Origin of the sequence: Cohnella sp., assembly GCF_041641335.1 — a bacterium.
Classification (GTDB): domain Bacteria; phylum Bacillota; class Bacilli; order Paenibacillales; family Paenibacillaceae; genus Cohnella.
Genome location: NZ_JBEPYQ010000006.1, coordinates 20296 through 41234, shown reverse-complemented (window position 1 = coordinate 41234; position 20939 = coordinate 20296). Strand labels below are relative to the sequence as shown.

Below are 20939 nucleotides of genomic sequence, written 5' to 3'. Positions count from 1 at the left end.
TTAAGGTCCAACGGCACAGGCCGAATGCCGGCCCGTGCCGTTGGCGTCCGCTTATTGACGTTCAGGCGGTCGTCTTTCCGGAGTGTCCAGATCGGACAATTCCTTCTTCGCTTGCTTCAGCGCCGGCTCGAGATATTTGTCGATGTTCGTTTGCAGTTCCTTCAAATACTGCTCCGTCGTCAGCTTGCCGTCGAAGAAGCGCTGTACGCTGCCTACCCAGTCCTGCACGGACGGCTGGTAGTCCATCAATCCGCGAGCCAATTGGTTGCCCGGGCTCCAGTAGCCTTCGGTATTGCCGATCGGCGCGAAGTCCGCGAAAGCGGAAGCCATTTCCGGCGGAAGCGTAATGTCCTTCAGCGCTGGAGAGCCTGCCAGCGATGCGTCGTCGCTCTCTTGGATGGCTTTAACGTATACGCCGTAGCCCTCGGGACTCGTCAAATACATCATGAAGTCCGCGTTCAGCTCGTTCTGCTCGGCCGATTTGTTCACGAAGCCGTAGAAGCCGATCGGAATTTGAATCGTTCTGGCCGGAGCCATCACTTCCGGGCCTTCCATCGACGGCATGTTGAAGAATCCGTATTGGAACGGCTTCACGCCGCCCTGCGCGCCGGTTTTCTCTTCATCCGCGAAATCCTTCGGCAGTTGGAAATAGTGGCCTGGCGTTCCCATCAGCGTAGCGGCTTTGCCCGTCAGGAACAGGTTGTACGCTTGCTCGGCCTTCACTCCGAAGAAGCCTTCAGGAACGTATTGGAACAAGCGCTTCAGGTTGTCGGCGTAGGCGACCCACTTCGGATTACCCTCCACCTGATAAGGTCCTTCTTTATCGCGAATCGCCTTCAAATGGCGCATTTCGTTCTTCGTGACGTTGCTGTTCGAATCGTTGTACGGATCGGTCAAATCATACTCCCATACGCTGTCGATATCCGGCACGTACGAATAGTCCTGCTCCTGGGAACGGATGACGTTAATGAAGTCGCGCAAATACTGATCGGCGTAAATCCGCACGAGCCATCCTGCCTCGCCGCTCCACATCGAAGTGGAATCTCCGGCCAGCGCGAGCGGCGTGTAGCCCTCGGCTTTGATTTTCTCGAATGCGTCGATCAGCTCGTTAAACGTCTTCGGCGCTTGCGTAATGCCGACTTTCTCGAAAATCTCCTTATTGTATACCCATACGATCTGCACCGACTCGAAATTGAGGTTGGCCAGGAAGTCCTCGGAGCTGACGCCCTCGAGGTTGATGCCCATCGCTCCGAGATCGAGCGATTCCACCCAAATCTTGCCGGTGTAAGGATTCATTTTGTCGAAATAAGCGTAATAGTCCATGAACTTGCGTTCGTTGACCAGGGCCGCGACCTCGTTGTTCACGACCATGTCCACTTCCGGCGTGCCGGCTGCGAACTGGGCCGTCAGCCATTCCTTGTAGCCTTCCATCGGCTTGTTGTCGACCGTGACCTTGACGCCCGGATTTTTGGCCATGTAACCGCTGGCCACCGCGTTCCATACGGAAGAGGAAGCATTGGGCAAGGAAATGTTGATCGTTCCCTTTAACTCTCGCGCAGCTTCGGCAGGGCTTTCGGAAGCGGTTTCCGACGGCGCGCTGGAGCTCGGGGTCGTGCCGGAAGGACTCGACTCGGCGGCGTTGTTTTTGCTGCATGCCGCGAGTAACGAGGACACCATAAGTATACCAAGTAGCAAAGCCAGCCCCTTCTTTTTGAACATGTCGATCTCACCCTCGTTTTCGTCATTTTTGGTGAAGCGCTTTCTTCCCTTGACCGATAAGCGTCCCGAACGAACCCGGCTTGTCGGCCATGCTGTCGATCAAACCCTATCTTTGTCATCAGTAAAGTATAATGTTATTTATTTCGTATACTTTACTTTTAAAAGAATACTATATAAGGAGCTGCAGTGCAACATCTTTTTCGCTCTCCGCGGCTCCGATTTGCCGTAATCGGAATAAGAAAGGCTGTCGCCAATTTCCCGACAGCCCCGCGCTCCCAACGGGAGCCCCAACTATTCAATTGCTTGGCCTTAGCGCTTTGCGGGAGCCGGTCCCGTGCTGTCTCTCTGGACTAACGTTGGTACGATCTCGTCCTTCACAAGCCGGTTCTCTCCGTCTTTCATTTCGTACAGCAAAATTTCCGCGGCTCTCTGTCCGAGTTTATACGTATTCTGATTAACCGTGGAAAGCGTGGGATAAGTATACTTGCTCACTTTAACGTCATCGTACCCCATGATGCTGACTTCCTCCGGAACCTTCATGCCGAGCTCCTTAGCCGCATACACGGCCCCCATCGCCTTGTAATCGCTCGTCGCGAAGATGGCCGTCGGAGGATCGTCGAGCGACATCAGCCTCCGGAATCCGTCGTTGCCCATGCTCACTCTCTCGTGATCTCCGCTCATAATGGCGACCAGCTCGGGATCGAACGAAATTTGCCGCTGCGACAGCGCAAGCCGATAGCCCTGCAGCCGGAGGGAAAATTCCTGGTTGATTTCCAGAATCGAATTGCCCGTCAGAATGACCCCGATGCGCCGATGGCCGAGGGACAGCAAGTGCTGCGTCGCGAGATAGCCCCCGGTCAAGTTGTCCACGATGACGTACGGGATGCCCAAATGCGGGTAGTAGAAATGCACGGTGACGATGCGCCGCTTCTCTTGCTGCCAGGCGGACAGGCGGGACTGATCGAACGAATCCATCGTCGTCAGCAGGATGATGCCCGCTCCCGGGTCCTGCGGAAGCTCGTAGTCTTCTCCGATGTTCCACATGTGGAAGGCGATTCCGCTCTCGTCGCACGCCGCCTTGATCCCTTCGAACATATCGGTGAAGAACGGATGGGTGAAATCCGACACTTCATGATTTTTATGAGCGAAAAAAATCGTCCGAATCGGCTTCGGTCCGGCTGAAGCGACAGACTCCTGAATAAAGGTTCCTTTGCCGCGTATACGGTATACGTATCCTTCCTGGACGAGATCCGACAGCGCTCTGCGAGACGTGATCTCGCTCGTGTTGTATTCTTTGGCCAGATCGATCTGCGTCGGGAGCGGGTCGTGCGCCTTCAGCTCTCCCGTCTCGATCTTGCGCTTAATATCGTTCATGATATGCCGATACATCGGAGTCTTGTCCGACCTATCCATGTCCATGCGACTACACTCCTCCCGAATTGGGATTAGTATACTTTAGCGTCGCCTTTTTCGCAAGACGGAACAGAGCGGGAGGGCCGGAGGGTTATGTCCCTCGCTCGCTCCCGCTCTATTTCGCCTAGCGCTTATCGTCGCGGATCTTCACCGCTGTTCTCCGTTAATGCCGACGAACTTGGGAAATCGCGCAGTCCTATTCGCCCGCCGGGATTGAATAGCGGTAATTCAGTCTGCCCGCCGGCGCGACGTCGCCGTATTGGTAGAAGTCCATTGGATCGCCCTCGTTCTGCAGGTTGTCGGCCCATTTGAACGACAGCATGCGCTCCCTGTCCGACTTCTCCAGGCCGAGCAGCGTTCTCGGAATCGCCAGATGCAGCTCGTTTCCCCGTACCGCATAGCCGAGCTCTCCGACCGCTTCCCAATTCCAACCGCCCTGACTCTTCTCCAGACAGGCCGCGGATTCACCCGGCGTCCGCCGGTTAACGGCAAAGTGATAGCCCTCCCAGTCTCTGTCTTCGTTTCCTTCAATGCGAAGAAACAGCATCATCCAGTTGCGATCCGTGTAAGGTGTCAGATCGGACGCCGACGCCGCGTAGAAAAACAGCGTATCGTCCGTATGCGCCGCCTTGAACGCAACGAGCTCGTTGCGCCCCGTCGCGTTCGCGTAATGAAGCTCGCCGTAGCCAGGATGGCTTCTCGGCCGCGTCTTGCCGCGAAAATCGCGATACTCCGCGCCGACTCCCCGCCACGCCCCGAAGTCGGGAGCGATCGGAATCGGCCTCTCGAGGCGGCAGCTCGGCTCCGCTTCGTCCGGCATGCCTTTGAAACGCCGGATGTAACCGATCAACTGCATATAGTAGCTGTCCCCGTAACCGCCCTTCATCGGTTCGATGTCGCGGCTGAAGTTCAGCGTCGCCTGATCGACGAACAGCACCGGCCTCTCCGGCCGGCCCGGCAGGCGCATCGCGATCCATTCGTTCCAGCCTGTCACGAACACGATTTCCGGATCTTCGGCCAGCGCGAACGCCCACTGCTCCGCCACGTTGGCGCCCCGAACGATCGCCTCCTCCGAATCCGTCTCTCCCGGACCCGCGCCTTCGTGATACCCTCTGCCCCAATTGTCGCCGTAGCCGTAGAAGGGAGTGTCGCTCATCGCCACGCTGGGGTGCTGCGCGACGGATACGCTGATCGTCTCCTTGGCTCCCTCGTCGCTGTAGAACACCCGCTGCGGACGCTGAAACTCGATCCACGGAAAGCCGTTCGTCTTCTCCGCTTCATTCGGCCATTGGTTCAGCCGGAACGTGAAGAAAGCGCGGTGCTCCTCCTCGCATTGGGAAGGATCGCCGATGATCAGCGGCTTGCCCTTCCAGCGGAACCACAGATGCGGGTACCGGTTCGGCTTGTACACGTCTTCGTAAATGTCCGCGACGGTCCGCCCCGACTCCGTATTCGTATAGAAAACGAATTGCGGAACTTTGAAGCCCTGCCCGGCAAGCTCGTCGAGAATGCGGAACAGCCGGTCGTACACATTCTTGTACGTGACTGCGTTCGTCGTATCGAAGACGAGAAAGTCGACGCCTGCCGCCGTCAGAAGCTGAGCATGCTTGCGCAGCACCCATTCATCGTCGTTCAAGTAGTAGCCATACAACGGTTCTCCCCAGAAGTGAAACGACTCGGGCGGGCCCCAGGCGGGATGCTCCGGGTCATGCACCGCTTCCGGCCACCGGGCGAGGATGCGCGTATTGTCGTTAGGCCCTTCCGTTCCATGCTGCCCGAGCCACAGGAAATAAAACAGTCCGACGAACCGATCCGTCCGATACGGCCCGGCCTCCTCCCGGGTCGGCAGCTTCCTTCCCAAGGCGTCGATGCCCGCGCAGCTCTCAAACCCTTTGTTCTCCATCCGTTTTCTCTCCTTTTATCTGTCGCGGCATCCCGCCGATATCCAGCGGTTCCCGCCGCTCGGAGAGAGGGCGAACCCGCCGCTCCTCTACCTCGCACTGCCCCGCGCTGCCGTTATTCCACGCCGATCCGGTCCAGCTGAAATTCCGGATTCCAAGCGATGTCGCTGCCGACCGCACGGAAGGAAATTTCAATGTCGGTAACCGAAGAGCGACCCGTCCATGCCGATAGGTCGGCAGAGATGCGGTTCCACCGATCCGCACTCATGGCGCTCGTGTAGCTGAAGCTGTCTTCCCCGCTCCGCAGCGTTACCCGTGTCTCATAAGCGGCTCCCGGAACGCCGCCGTAGCTGTTGATGTCGTACGAGAATACGGAGGCTCCGCTTAGATCGAACGGCTGCTCGGGCGTCGTCCTCACCGTCTTCCAGGCGGAAGCCGCCGCGATCGCGGAACGCGCCGACAAAGCTTGCTGTCCTTCGCTCGGCGTGCCCGGACCGTTCGGGAACGACTGCACGGCGGCGACGCTGGCTACGTTCAAGCCTGCGCTCCAGCCCTGAACGCCGTCCTCGAAGTTGTACAGAACGCCGTCCTCCGGGGTTACCGGGGCTTTTCCTTTTAACGGGAATGTATACGTGCGATCCTCCAGCTTGATTTTCAGCTCGGGTTCTGTTTCGTTGGCCGGCGTATATTGCGTGACCTTCACGGTGAAAGATCGGCTTTCGTCGGTTCGAATGCCGCCGGGTTGAATGTCCTTCTTGGACAGCTTCAAGCCGGGCGTCGGTTCCAGCTTCAGCTTCTTGTTCAGCTTGTCGGGGCCGAAATTCGTTACGGTTACGGATATTTCAGCGCCCGCTTCGAGTGCCGGAGAGACAAGCTTCGCTTCCACTTCGACGTTCGGATACTTCTTCTCTTCCTTGATCTTCTTGACGAATTTCGCCTCGTCGATACGGATTTCACCTTGCCAAGGCGCCCCACCGACGGAGCGGACCCAGATTTTGACGCCGTCGATCGACCGCAGACCGTCCCAGCCCTTAAGCGGCAGCGCCAGATGGTTCCAGCCCTTCGACAGATCCAGCTTCGCCGTACCTTCCACGCGCTCGGAGCCGCTATAGACGATGAACTTCGCATAGTACGCATGGCTCGGATCCGCGCCGGGCAGTTGAATGGCGGCCGTGAAATAGGGCGTTTTCTTCGCGTCGAGCGGTTGCGCGAGCTTCTTCTGCACGCCCGCCCAATTGAGCCGGTAGGCGCTGTTCACGGTCGCCGCCAAGTAGCCGTTGCCGCGGAAAGCGCCCCCTTGCTCAGCGCGGATCGAGCTGACTTCATCCGATGCCGCGAATCCGTCCGTTCCCGCTTCGAAGCCCCCGTCCGGCCCTGCTTGGTCGGCGCTAGCGATAAACTCGAGGCCGTTGGCTTGCGGCAGGCTCCGATCGGCCAGAAGGGCGGGATTAAAGCCCGGAATCGCCTGCTGCCAGCTCGGAATGCCGATGATGGCCTTCGCGAAATCCGTCACCTCCAACGACCGCTCCGTATCGATATACTTGAACACGTCGTAGATCGCTTTGTGCTGATCCGGAGTGACGACGGAAGTCGGCGTATGCGTCCACAGCCCGAGATTCAGTCCGCCCTCTTCGCCGTGATCGACGTGGCGGTGCAGAATAAAGGCGTCGATGCCGTCCAGGAACCGGATCTTGTAGTACGCATAAGCGTAAGCCGCGGCTTGAACCTTCTGATCGTTCTCGGAGTTCGTCAGGCTGTGGAAGCCCTGCTCCGACAGGATAATGCGGCGCATCTCCCCGTCGTACGTATAGTCCGGCTGCTTCATGTAGTCGACGAGCACATCCAGATTTTTGAACGTAATCCGCTCCGTGTCGAAGGAATCCGTCGCCGTCGCGTCGTTCCAGAAGCGAGGATTGAACAAGTTTTCCGGGTACGGGTGGAACGCCATGTTCCAGCTGAAGTCGCCTTCCGCGCGCGTCAGCTGCGCCAAGCGGTCGACGATCGCCTTATTGTCGTATTTCCATAAGGAATCTGCGCTCAAGTTCTCGTTCCAGAAATGGTCGAGAGAGATATACGTTCTGGCATTCGCGTAAGCCGACTTGACGATCGTATCGACGAGGCGAAGCGTCTGGGCGTATTCGCGGACGTAGGCGTCCAGCTTTTTCGGCCCCATGTTGTTCCATACTTTGTTCTGGCCGACCTCGTTGCCTACGATGTAGTTGACCGCGCGCCCGAATGGCTGGTCGGACTTGGAGTAGCGCTCGGCCAGAAATTTAGTCGCCGCTTTCACGTACTGAACGCCGACCGCGTTGGACGTATTCAGCGCGTAAACGATGCCGCCGGGTTCCGAGTCCGGATGAAGCAAATATTCATTCGCGGATTCCGGGTCTTTCGTATCGTACATGATCAGAATGAGGGAGACGATAATGCCGTTGTCGGACAGGCTCTTGACCTGACGGTCCATCTGCTCGATCCGGTCCTTGCGGAAAAAGTAAGTCTGCCCTTCGACTTCGAACGGAATCGAATTGTTCGGGTGATTGCCGTTCTTGTACATCAGCTCGTTGTAAGCTACGTTCAGCGCCGCGTGGCTGATGCCGAGCTCCTGCGCGTCGCCCGTCATCTGCACCTGCAGCCCCTTGATGCTCTCGGCTTGAGGGAACGGCTCGTTGTTGGCGGCGAGCGTCTCCGCATTCGTGACGTATTGCGGCGCGGCGACGAGCGTGTACTCGCCTCCGTCCTCGCGTGCCGCCACCGCGAACTTGGAATACAGCCGGCTCCTCGTTCCGTCGTTCAGGCCGGTCTCGAACCGGAACGACTCTGCGAGGTCCGCATCGGCCAGCGGCGTATGCGACGCCAACTCCGTCTGTGCATCCTCATAGGTGGCCAATTCGAACAAATACAGCCTCGCCTCGGGATGATTGGCGACGAACTCGGGCTTAACGGTTCCTTCAATGGCGATCACTCCGCCTTGATCAATGCGAGCCTGCGCCGTTCCGTCGAACGGCTTCTCCAGAACGGGCATCGATTTAGGCGTAATCTGATCGATCGCCAGCGTGCCCGAAGCGGCAGGAATGCTGAAGCGGAATGCCGTCACAGTCCCGCTCCAGTCCTCGCGGTCCGAGAAGTTGAAATCGCGGGTGAACGTGCCCGAAGCCGGAATGTCGAACGACTTCGCGCGGGCGGCGTCCCAATCCGTTCCCGCCGTTTTCCACTGTACGGTCAGTTGCTCCGCCCCCGTTCCGTTCGTCATCGTCACGGACAATCCGTTACGCTTCGCCGCGTCGATTGCCAGCTGCGGGGATTCGAGCGTTCCGGCCGAGCCTCCGAGCGAGTAGAGCAGTTGTCCGCCCGTCGCCTGCAAGCTTCCTCCCGTAGCGGTGAAGCCTTCGGTTTCGCCTTCGATGTCGAAGCTGAGGTCGCGCGCGTTCGTCGCTGTAATGTAGTCGATCTGGAAACGGCCGTTCCAGTAATCGTAGCCGGGCGCTCCCGGGGCGATTCCTTCCAGGTCGAAGTTCTGCATGAAGGAAATTTCCATCTTCGTGATGTTGCTTCTTCCAGCCCACTCCTCCAGGTTGACGAAGATCGGCCTCCAGGAGTCCGGACGGATCATAGCGACACTCTCGAAACGGTCGTCTCCGCTGTACAGCGCGACCTTGAGCGCATAGTCCGCCGTCGCCTGCCATCCCCAGCTATTGGCCGCCAGCGCCAAATAGCGGTAGCCGCTCAAATCCAGAGGCTGCCCATACTCGCGGTAGATCGATCTCCACTCGTATACTTTGACCAGCTCCGGCACCTGCTCCAAGGCGCCAACGCCTTCGAACGGCTGGTTGGGACCGTTCAGCAGACTCGTCACGTACTGGACGACGTCCGTATTTTGTCCGGCCTGCCACGCCTGCACCGACTCCGGCGCATTAAAATCGTCCAGCACGATCGCAGGGTACACGTCCTTGCCCGTCGATACCCGGTCGGACTGCTGCAGCGCCGGATCGTATTTGCCCGCCGAGACGGCAGCGGCAAGAAGCAACTGCAAAAGCATCAGCATTGCCAGTACGGCAGATACGTTTCGCATTCGAGACATAAATAGCCTCCTCCATAGAATTAAGAATGTTTTCGCAAATAACATAACAAATAAGTATTCTTTATACAACAATTATTTGTCTAAGTATACATAATTGTTGCTGAGGAACTATTTTTAGAGTGAATGTCGGGTGCTTAAGGGGCTGCGTCGGGGCGATGGGGCGCGTGGTCGAGGCCACGAAAGTGCCTTGGCTCTCTCCGACCGGGCGATGGTACGATGGGGATGGTGCGGGCTCAAGGGTGGGAATACGAGAAGAGACGACCGGAATCGGCCGTCTCTGTAGGACGCGTATTAGCTGTGTATTGGACGCGCGTTAAACACGCATTACACGCAGCTGAAGTCGGATCGGGTTACGATGAAGGTGCCGGTAACGACGGTGAGCCCTCCGTCCTCTGCCGTTTCGACGTTATCGAGCGATTCGCACGCGGACCAGACAAGCCCTGCGGGAAGCCGGGCTTCGAAGGCGACAGCTCCGCCGTCTGTCTCGGACCAGGAGGCTTCGATATCTCCTCGCGGCGTCGGAATCGTACCTTTGGCCCAAACGAGCCCTCCTGCGGCGGCAGGACGAAGCGCGATCAGCCCTTCCCCCAGCCGGGAGGTATCGACGCCCAGCACTTCGCGCGACAGCAAATAAGTCGGAGAAGCGCCCCAGCCGTGGGAGAAGCTGACGGGGATGGAAGCCTGCATATACGTCGGCGTATGGCCCAGATAGGGACTCGGCACCGTGCATGCGGGCAGCGACGGGTCGAACGTCTCCCACCACGTCGTCGCTCCCCGGTCGAGCATGGCTCCCCAGAAGTAACGGATTTCCTTCAACGCTTCTTCGCGATAGGAGTAAGCGAACAACGTTTCCAGAACGATATGGTAGAAAAATGCCCCCTTGATCGGCGGAAGCTTGCCGGCCAAGTAGAAGTCTTCGATAAAGCTTCTGGCCTCTTCCTCTTCCATGATTCCGCACCAGGCGGCGACGAAGTTCGTCTGCGCCGTTACGCTGTCGGACAGCCCGCCGGCTGACAAGCAATCCGCGAACAGCGGCCCTTCCGGCAAACGCATGCGCTCCCTGACCGTCTTGCGCAATTCGGCCGCTTTCGCCTCCAGCGCCAGCGATCTCGGCGCCTCTCCCATACGCTCGGCAAGCTGCGAAACGGTAAGAAGAAACTTGTAATAGTAGCAGGAGATCGCCGTTACCTTGTCCTTGCGCTCAATGTCGTCCGACCAATCGATAAAGCACCACCAGCCATCGCGGTCGGCATTCGCGAACAAGCCCTCTTCGTCCTCCTGCGCCCTGAACCATGCCTCCAACCTGCTTATGGAAGGCCACAGCTCGGCCAGGAACCTGTCGTCCCCGCTGTAATCGACATACTCTTTCACGCCGAACAGCCAATGCGCGCAAAAATCCGGGAGCATAAAGTCGTTCCTCTCGGGTCCCGTTCCGGGAATCGAGCCGTCTTCGTTCTGAACGCGGGCGATCTGCAGCAAACATTTGCGAACCAGGGACAAATCTCCGAAAGTTTGATAGACGACTCTGGCCATCACGACGGCATCCGCCACCCACAATGCGGCCTCGCGATAGGGGCAATCCTCGAAATGCTCCTGGCTGTTGACGATTGCCGTATATTTGCCCACCTCCCAGATCCGGTTCAGCCTCTCGTCGCTGCACGCAAAGCTGCCATGCTCCAGATACGGGTAATGCACGGACTTCATTCGCACCGAGCGGACTTCGACGGGCGACGGTGTTCCTTGCAGCGCAAGCTTCATGAACCGGAAAGCCCGTCTGCCGAAGGAGCGCACGCGATTGCTTCCCTTCTTCAGAACGAACGTATCGGTAAGCTCCAGCTCAAGCCCTTCTCCGTAAAAAAGATGGGCGACCCCGCCCTCGGGAGCCTCAAGCTCCAGCTCGGGGTAACCGACGACTTCCGTTCCGAAATCGTAAGTCGCGTTAGGATAGGAGCCCGGCACAGAAGCATCGACGGACATTGACTCGGAGCGATCTGCGCCCTCCAGGACGGAATCGGAGTTAACAATCTCTCCGAGATAGGCCTGCTCGCCGACGACGCGGACCGGCCGCAGCCAAGCTTGCTTCAGATGGGGAATTTCCCGCTCCAGCAGCTTGGGCCAAGGCGACTCTTCGACATTCTCCCCGGCGACGACCGTCGCGGCCGACCAACCCGAATCGTCGTACTCCGGCAGCTCCCATCCGTCCTCCCGCTCGGCCAAGTAAATTTCTCGGTACCCGCCCCACATATGCATGCGGATCGAGTCCGGCCTCCACCTCGGAGAAACGCGGCATTTCCATCCCTCTCCCGTGGCCGCCAAGCAGACGCTCCCGGCAACGCCCGTGTCCGGCTCTAAATCGACCTGGCATAGCAATCCTCCAGGCCCTTGCCGCTGCCCGGTGACGATGCTGTCCGTTCCGAAGTTGTAAGCCAGAACGGCGACGACGTTGCGTCCGGGACGCAGCTTATCGGCGATCTCGTATACGTCGTAATATTGCGAGCCGTTATCGCACGGCGACGGCCCTCTTCCGATCTCCTCGCCGTTCACGTACAGCTCGTATTCCTGATTCGCCGTTACACGAAGCACAGCCCTCTCGGGAGACGTCCGAAGCTCGAACGAACCTCGGGCTTCCATATATTGATTGTTTCGTCTCAGTTCCTCGTTCACCCAGATCCAGCTTGCTTCCCACTTCTCCATCGCTCCCCAACCTCCGGTATTCTCTGTAGCTGATATTTATCATTTAGTATACTTAATAATACTTTAATATACTTTTAGTGTCTACATGAAATGAAAAGAATGAGGCCTCCTTCCTCCGCCATTGTGCCGATAACGGTCTCCCAGACCGTTATCTCTCCCGATTCCCCCGTTTTCCCTTGAATTACGGTCTCCCAGACCGTTATCTCTCCCGATTCCCCCGTTTTCCCTTGAATTACGGTCTCCCAGACCGTTATCTCTCCCGATTCCGACAAAAAAATCCGCAGACCCCTAGGAGTCCACGGATTTTCAAACTGTCTTTATTTAACGATTTGAACGCTGCCGTCGGACGACACCGTTACGGTGCCGGACGCCGACTCGATATCTCGGATCGCCCAATGCTTCGCCGGAACGTCCGGCCAAGAGGACTTCGAGACGTCAGGCGTCGGTCTCGCGAGCAGTTGATTCAGCACCCGTACCGCTTCCGCGCGAGTCAGGGTACGATCCGGACGGAACGTTCCATCGGGATAGCCTTTCAGAATGCCGGCTTGCAGCGCTTGACCGATCGCGTCTGCCGCCCAGTGTCCCCGTACGTCTTCCGGAACATCGGTTCGAGCTTGGCCCGTCGTTCCCGACGGAAGCAGTCTGGCTACGATGCTAGCCATCTCCGCACGGGTAACGGCGGCTTCCGGACGGAAGCGGCCCTGAGTGTCGCCGCGCATTAGACCCGCAAGCTGCATTGCGGCAATCGCCTCCGAAGCCCAATGCCTGGCCGCCACGTCTTTGTAATCCGCAACTTGTCCGACCGCTGAAGAATCTATGCTCTTCAGGCCAAGACGATGCAGAATCGTTGCGAATTCCGCACGCTTGATCGATTGCGACGGACGGAAGGTGCCGTCCGGGTAGCCGGACAGGTACGGCTTCAGCGATTCCTCTTCCCTTGCGCCGCTATCGCCTATCCGCACGATAGTGAACGTGCTGAACTTGTCGACCTCGAAGGCAATGCCGGCTTTGCCGCGCTCAAAGCGGATTTCGCCTCGAACCAGCTTCTTCTCTCCGTCGCTATGTTCGATGTATACCGCCATCCCCGACAGCATCCGCCTTGCCGCCGCTTCGTCGATCGGCAGCTTCACGCCGTCTAGCCTCAGCAGCAGTTCCGTCTTGTAGCCGGAGAAGTTGGTCTCGATCTTGACCGGTCGACCTACGATCGAGACCGGTTGGCCGTCCGCCGCCTGCTGAACCAGTTCCGCTTTCAACACGCGATCGTCCACTGCGCTTCGCTCGCTTGCCTTCACAATCGGAACGATCCGGAAGTAGGCGTCCTTGGACTGATCGCCAAGCCGCTTCAGCGAATCGGCCCGCAGCTCGATGACGCCCTCGGGAAGCTCGATCTGCAGCGACAAGCCGCTATCTGAGAGCAGCGACAAAGCCGCGGCGCTCAAGTTGACCAGTCGTTCATCGGCCGGGTCGTCCGGCAGATCGGTCACTAGAATCCTCGCGACGCTTGTCTTGCCCTGCTTCGCCTTGGCTACGACGTCTTTCGCTTTATCCACGTCCAACCTCACCGTATCGATGACGCTGCCGTCCGGCGCGGTCGACCGAACGATCGGAATTTCCACGATCCAGTCGCCCGCTCCGCCGGTAACCTTCGATTGACGCACGATCTCCGTCGGTCCGGAGCCTGAGCTTACGCGGGTCACGTCGATCGAATACGTCTGCGAAACTTTCTGATCCGGCGATTCAACCCGAATGTTGATCGTATTCTTTCCGGTCGCCAAGCTTGCCGTGAAGCTGCCGCCTCCCTGCAAGGTTTTGCCCATCACGGTGACCGTCGCCTGCGGGTCGTCGGCGGTTGCCGTAATCGACACGCTGCTCTCGCTCACCTTCTGCTTCGTGCCGTAGCTTAGCTTGTACGGCGTAAAGCTGTCGTCAATCCGCGCGCTCGCCTCCAAAGCGGACAGCAGCGGCGGCGCTTCGGGCTCGCCCTTCTGACGCAGAACGTGAAGCGTATAGTCGCGCGTGCTTCCATCCTGCGCGCTGACCTCAATCCGTACGGTCAGGCTGTCGCCGTCGTATGGAAGCGTCGCCGCGCTGCCGGTCAGAAGTTGACCGTTAACGCGAACGGCGGCGTCCTCGTGGGCGACCGGCAGCAGCGTAAAGACCGTCGCAGCCCCAGGTACATACACTTGGTAATCCGTAATCTCCGGAGCAAAGCCCGGTGTCAGCACTGCACCGTTCGTCTGAATGCCAAGCTGACGCAATTCGGCGTCGCCGCTGTTTTCTCGCCAGACGCTAATCTGGTAGACACGCGATTGCACGCCGTCAGGCGACACGACGGTAACCGCAATGCGGTTTTCGCCCGTTTGCAGGTCGATCAGCGAAGAAGCTTGCCCGCCTGACACCGTGTTGCCGTCGACTTTAACCGTCGATCCGGTCTTCAATGCGCTTGGCGTCAATGTCACGCCTTCCACCGTATGATCGACATAGACTTCGTAGGTTTCTTCCGTTCCTGCAAAAGGAGCTGCGGCAATCGTTTCGCCGGTCTGCGATTTTATCGTCAGATCGCCGAGCAGGGATACGCTCGAACCGCCGCTAATCTGCAGCGAATAGAGCTTCTGCGGCTCGTTGCCCGCCGGTTGAACCTGGATTTGCACCGTTTTTCCCGCGTCAGGCACATCTATCTCAACATAACCGTCAGCCGAAAGGGGCTGCCCGTCGATCGTTGCCGTTGACGTTGCGACCATCGGAACCGCGAAGACGCGTACCCGGTTCGAATCGGCTTTCGCTTCATAGGAAAGCTTCCCAAACTGATAGGCGGCGTCCAACGTTGCGCCCCCCACCGTCAGCGCAGCGAGATCGCCAGGGAAATCTTCCCACGTTCCATCGCTGTTCTTCAGTACCTCAAATCCGTACTCCGTTGTGTTGCCGGCCGCATCGGAAGCGACAATCGTCATCGGAATCCGATCCGGGCTGACGCTCCAATCGAGCGGAGCATAGTAAACAAAGCAGCCTTCGTCATCCAAAGGCACGGTCGTGCCGCTGATGACCAGCTTGGCCCCGATGTCCGTCTGTCCGACAAGCAGCAGCTTGCCGGCGCTGTCCACCGAGCCGTTGAGCGGGATCTGCGCGCCGGTATCGTCCTTGCCGGAAACGATCAGCAGCGGCCCCGTGCGATCGACGAACAGGCTGCGAGTTTCGAAGCTGCGGTCGCCGCGCTCGTTCACCGCTTCGACCAGCAGTTTGTATTCCCGCTCTTCCAGCGCGCCGACATTCAGCAGCACATTCAGATCAAAAGAATGGACGCCGCCCGCCGCAATCTGAGCGCTGCTGCTCAGCTGCTGCCCGTCAATCGTCAGGGTCACCGCCGTCGCCTGATTAGCTTCGACGTTCAGCAGGGCATACTCTGCGGCTGTAAAGAATATCACCCGGTCGCTGCCGTCATAGGCTTGGACGGTTTGGGTTTTGACCGCATCCAGGCTGCCCCCGGCATCCAACGACACGGCAAGCGCGGCCGGCTGCGGATTCGGCAGCGTCACGGCGATGCTTGCGGATAGCGGGCTAAGCGCGATCCGGCCGACCGACTGGCCGATTGCCGATACCGCCACCGTATAGTCGGCGTTCGTCGGCAGTCCGGAAATGACCACTTGCTGGGTTGCGCCTGCCAGCGGCTCGATCTCCATCGTCGGATTAACCGGCTGGCTGCCTGCGCCTTCGCCGATCCATACCCGATATTTCTCCACCTGGCCGGATACGGACTTGAAGCCTAGCGATATTTCGCCATTGCCCGTCGACAGCAGCTCAAGCTGCGTCGGCGCGGCTAACGCATAGGAGGATTTGACCTCCACCGTCTCTTCCGCAACGCCGTAAGCGGGCGCTTCGCCTTCGCTTGTCGCCGCGGCCGACAAATAATAGGTTCCGGGCAGCACCGAATCCGGAATATCGACCAAGATCATGCCGGATGCCGGCAAAGCTTCCGCGAGCGCGTCTCCGATATAATCTTCCTTGCCGCCGGTCAGCATTAACGCGACTTCCGTATCGGGAGCGGCATTTGCCGTCGACCAGGTCACGCGAATGCGATTGTCGGCCACCCTGGCTACGGATGCTTTCACCTCGGGCAGAGAAATCAATTTCTGAATTTCCAGTTCCGTTCGCGTACCGTTCTGCACCAGCCATCTTCCGGCAGGCGCGTCCAGCAGCGAAACGTACAGCAGATCCCGGCCGTCCTCGGCAGGATAAGGAGTTGCCACCTGCGACTGCTCCGTCGGATCGCCGCCGGAGGAACCGCCCGGCACCCGGTCCGCCGCCGGCTGCACGTACGCGTTGCCGCTCGGCGTTGTAAAGTCCAGCGTATAGCGGGAGCCGTCCGGCTTCAGAATGACCGTGTCGGCATTGCCGCCGCTGATGGACAACATGTAGTTTCCTTTTTCTACCACGCTGAAATATTTCGAATATCGGCCTTCGTTAATCAGCGGCTTGATCGACTTGAACTTCCGGTTCAGTTGGTAAGCCAGAATGCTCGTAAAGCTGCTGCCGACCGCCTTCCACTGGCCTTTCAACTCGCCCCCGTCGATCCACACGGTCATTTTCCGCTGCGCATCGTCGTAGATCATATTCATGCCGCTCAAATTCGAATTTGGCTGAAGCGCGTACAGGTCGCCTGCCGGCGTATACAGCTTCGTATGCTCGTCCGCTCCGTAAATTTCCACGATCGCCTGGCCGCTGCTCCAGTTGTTCAACTCAAACACTGTCGGATAAGCGGCGTCCTGCACCCATTGCCGGAGCTGATCGGCGGTCGTCTGCGCCGGCACGCGGCTCAAATGCGCCTGAGGGCTTGTATGGGCGACAATCAGCCATGTTCCCGTTTCAGCCGCGTCCAGCAAAATGTGCTGATGGCCGTCGACGTCCGTAAAGGAGTTCCAGCTCGGCTGACCAGTCGACGTTTCCAGATGATAAGGTCTGCCGTCCGGTTTGTAGAGAATCATTTCGGCAGGGGCCTCATTCACCCGCAGCGCATGAAGGCCGCGCTCCTCTACCAATAAGGATGTAACCAGCCGCTCGGCGGTCTGCATCCATACTTGGGCCAACTGCTCCAGCGTCAGCGAGCGGTTCGCAAACAGCAGCTCATGAACGCGAATCTGGCTGTCGGCGCCGGCCGTAAGCTTCCAAATGCCTTTACGCAAGGATACCCGCATGAAAGTAAGATCCGATTCGGCATCGTAGACCGTCTCCGTCTTCACTGCGCTTTCCGCTTGCGGATTGTTGACGGCGGCAACCTTCAACGACGCGGAACGCTGATCTCCCGTCAACACAATCAACGCCTCGTAGTCGCGGTCCGACCGGAACGCGGAAGACGTCTGGCCGGCGGCCGCGTTCTGCACGGTCATCGGCAGCGTCTGCTCTACGGAGGTCAGCTGACCGTCCGCAATACGCGCCTTCACATTCCGCTCCGCGGCGTCCTGCGGCTGCACGATTCCGTTCACCGGCGTCATCTCGTACACCTTCTCCATCTTGCCGGATGCCGTTGGCAGGGCGGCAACCGCGTTGAACCGGGCAAAGTCGAAGCTCTTCGCCCAATCGTCTCCGGCCGCAAGCCTGAAGTCCGACAGCTCGCCCGGTTCGGCGGCGCCGATCAGTTCCTCCAGAATGTCGCCCAGCGGCGCGGTTTTCTCGAAGAAATCGTCGATTTTGTTATACAGGTTGCCGACGAAATCCAGCCCCTTCTCCCACCAGGATTTCTTCGGCGGTTCGGCCTCGACCTCGAACAAAATCGTATTGTTGCTGAACGTATACGACACTCTTGCATGAATTCCGTTGTGCTTCATCATCCCGATCATTTGCTTGTCGTTTACGCTTATGACCACATCGCGAATCGTCGCGCCGCCGATGCGCGGAATGCCCTTCGGCACGTATACGGTCGCTTTCAGAATGCCGTCGTATCCTTTTTTATTGAAGGAATACGCTGCGATTTTGCCTTTGATCGTATCGAAGGCGTTAATATCGCCTGACGCCAGGAAGCCCGGCTTCGAGAAGCCGTTGATCCCCGCAATCGAAGGATTAACGACCGCTTGCAGGGTCATATTTTTGACCGGCAGCCAGTAGTAGTACTCGATTCCCGTCGCGTCGAAGCCGTATGGAGTCAAATTAACGGCGATCTCGTCGGTGCCGAGCAAGTTAAACTTGCTGCTCACCGCCGGATGCTTCTGCTGCGGAACGAGAACGTCCGTCACCGAACCGGATACCGGGAGGCGCTGCGGAATTTGCGTCTTGCCGGCCAGCTTGTCCACGATACCGTACAAGTAATCGACCTGCAGGCCCGTGGAGCCCAGATTCGACTTGTTGAACATGCTGAAGCCGATCTCGTCGAGTCGCCCTTGCTTCAGCTTCATGCGCAGGTCGAAGCCGATGTCCGTTCCCGGCAGCTTGCCCTTGCCCTTCACGTTAACCATCGGATAACGGCTGTCGATGACGAAGGAAGTGTCGCTTACGTCGATTGGACCAACCTTAAAGCTCTTGTCCAGCGAGTAATCGCCGACCAGTTCAAACCGGCCGTAGCGATATAGCAGATCGTCGACGGCGATCGCTTTGGATACTTTCTGGTTGCCGACCATAAAACCGAGCTCCAGAGAACCGGCCAAATTCACGCCGCCCTTGTTGAACGTAATCTTGGTCGGTTTAAGAGGCATATCGATGCCCAAATAATCGGCGGCCTTGCCGTCGTTCATGACGATGGAGAAATCGTTTGAAGTCAGCTCGAAGCTTCCGTCGTACAACGTATACGACGCGTTCACCCCTTGGCCTCCCGTATTGACGTACAGGCGTCCTTCTCCGGTAATAACGGATTGCGCCGAATTGCTCTTGTCCACAACAAGGCTGCTGCCTTTGAACATAACGGTATTGTTAATCGCAACGACCTCGGAAACGTCGTTGAGCGCGTATACGTTCGGCGCCTCCGGAGTTTCCGTGAACGGCCCCTGCAGTCTCAGAGAGCTGAGCTCGTTGGCCGAAGAGGTGCTCGGCACCTCCACCCACGCGAAATCGCGCGGCTTGTAGAAATCCAGCGCAATCAACTGCAGTCCTTCCGGGAACGTATATTTTTCGGACGTATCTTTATTAATTTCTTTATTATAGAAATCATGTTCAAGCACGACGTCATATTTTCCCGGGGGCAAATCCTCGTCCCAGGTCAACTCCAGTTGACGGCCGTTCAAAATATTATATTTTAGCGGATGCTCGGAAGCGCCGTTCTTCAGATGAAAATGAATTTCATTCAGCGGCTTGCGCAGCAGATTGGTCATGCCTTCGCCGACGGCAACGATCCGTTTCCTATCCTTCACATGGACGTAAGTCGCGCCGACGCGGTCAAAACGAACTTCCGGCGGCTTCATGTTCGGATCGTCCTTCAGCTCGAACGGCTTGACTTCGGTGTAGCTCTTGCCTATTTCATTAACGGCAAAGCCCCGGACCTCGTATTGGCGGTGCCAATCGAGACCGGTAAGCGTCACGGTGAACGAACCGACCCCTTGCGGATTCGTGGCCGTGTAGGGGACGGATATCCAATCCTCGGTTCCGTCCTCCGTGTACGGCCGGTACTCCACTCCGCGCGACGTAATCTTTCTGCCGCCGAGAGAGTGGATCTCCGTAATAATGCTGACGGTGTCGTCGAGATGCGCCGGATCGAAATTAGGAATCGGATCCTCGGCCATCTCGATGACCGGAGCGGACGGCGGCGTGTAGCCGAACGCCCACGTTTCGTTCATTCGGCCCGCCGGCCAACTGCCGACCACATTTTGCAGCGGCTTGTCCATGATGTCGATTTGGTCCCGATAACCGCCGAACACGATGAACTTGGAGCCGTCAAACGCCATGCTCGCGTTGCTCAGCGGGAACGGGAGCTTGTTTGGATTTTCCTGCACGAAACCTTCGAATCCGGTTATGTCGTTATAGACGACGCCCGTGGAAAACGTGAGAGGGTATTTCTCCCATGCGCCGTTTCTCCAACCGTAGGCGGAGCTGCCTCTCATGAGAGAATATGTACTCGAAGGCAGAATCAGATCGGAAACCAATACCGAATTGTACGAATGAACGTAATCCCGCTTGCCCCCGAAGAAGACGACGCGCCGACCATCATATGCCATCGCTTGCGCCCAGCGTTCGTAGCCTTCGGGTCCTTCGGTCGAACTCCATTTCCTTTCAGCGCGATTCCATTGCCACAGCTCGGTCGAGCCCTCCCGGTGGGTGACGGAGGTCACTTGCTGGTTCGAAGACGCCGTATAATCTCTCGTCACCACCCCCGTAATCCCGCCATACAGAACCGCCGTCTGGCCGTCGAAGCTCATCTGGCCGTGATAAGCGCCGGGCGGAGAATCGCTTGGATCGGCAGGCGTCACATTTTCCCAGGTCGATCCGTTCCACAGCCAGGTGTCTGCGAGAATCCCCCCGGCTCCTTTCCCTCCGAACAGAATTAGATTCTGGCCGTCTGAAGCCATCTGCGCTCCGGAACGCGGCGAAGGCGCTGAACCGCCCGCTTGCGTCCAAGAGGCGCCGTCCCATCGCCACGTATCCCCCAGCAGAGCGCCGGATTGCCCCTCTCCTCCGAATAGGATCACGCTATCGCTCACCGGATCGTACGCCATTGCCGCGTGCTTGCGTTTGGACGGCGGAGTTCCGACACTCAGCTTTTCCTGCCAGGTGTTGTCGCTGCCCCCGGTCCATACCCAAGTATCGTTCAGCAAGCCGCTGTTCCCCTCGCCCCCGAACAGTATGACATTTCCTTCAGATTCGTCGTAAGTCATCATCGCCGCTTCTCGAGCAGGCGGCTTGAACGTGCCCTCGGTCATCCTCTCCCAGGTATAATCGATCAAATGATCGGTTCCGTAAGTGACGTCCGTCACGCTAGGTCCGTATGTGCTTTGCGTAACGCTGACCGGCTCAATGGAATAAACCGGCCCGTCGCCCGGTTCCTCCGCATAAGCCGCGCTTCCCCCCCATTGCATCGCAGGGATGCTCTGCAGAAGCAAAGCGATAACCAACAGCTTGGCCAATCCCGAACTCCATTGTTTTCTTATCAATGCGCTTCCTCCATTCGTTCGACTGAACCAACTATTTTCCTATGCCTTAAGGCGGATAGCTCTCGACTT

General features: G+C 58.1%; 6 protein-coding genes. All 6 read right to left on the bottom strand.

The window, feature by feature from the left end; all coding sequences use genetic code 11:
• Positions 1-51: 51 nt before the first annotated feature.
• The gene (locus ACESLM_RS03110) at positions 52-1719 is read right to left on the bottom strand and encodes an ABC transporter substrate-binding protein (RefSeq protein ID WP_372629903.1); all 1668 of its coding nucleotides are present in this window, start codon (positions 1717-1719) and stop codon (positions 52-54) included.
• Between the two features lie 309 nt (positions 1720-2028).
• A complete protein-coding gene (locus ACESLM_RS03105) occupies positions 2029-3138 on the bottom strand; it encodes a GntR family transcriptional regulator (RefSeq protein ID WP_372629902.1) in 1110 nt (369 codons plus the stop codon).
• A 190-nt stretch (positions 3139-3328) separates the two neighbouring features.
• Positions 3329-5035, bottom strand: coding sequence for a glycoside hydrolase family 71/99 protein (locus ACESLM_RS03100; RefSeq protein ID WP_372629901.1), 1707 nt, complete (start codon positions 5033-5035; stop codon positions 3329-3331).
• Between the two features lie 113 nt (positions 5036-5148).
• The gene (locus ACESLM_RS03095; protein ID WP_372629900.1) at positions 5149-9111 is read right to left on the bottom strand and encodes a DUF5722 domain-containing protein; all 3963 of its coding nucleotides are present in this window, start codon (positions 9109-9111) and stop codon (positions 5149-5151) included.
• A 324-nt stretch (positions 9112-9435) separates the two neighbouring features.
• Positions 9436-11805, bottom strand: coding sequence for an alpha-L-rhamnosidase-related protein (locus ACESLM_RS03090; protein WP_372629899.1), 2370 nt, complete (start codon positions 11803-11805; stop codon positions 9436-9438).
• 317 nt (positions 11806-12122) lie between these two features.
• On the bottom strand, positions 12123-20870 hold the full coding sequence (locus tag ACESLM_RS03085; protein WP_372629898.1) for a cadherin-like beta sandwich domain-containing protein: 8748 nt from the start codon (positions 20868-20870) through the stop codon (positions 12123-12125).
• Positions 20871-20939: the final 69 nt, after the last annotated feature.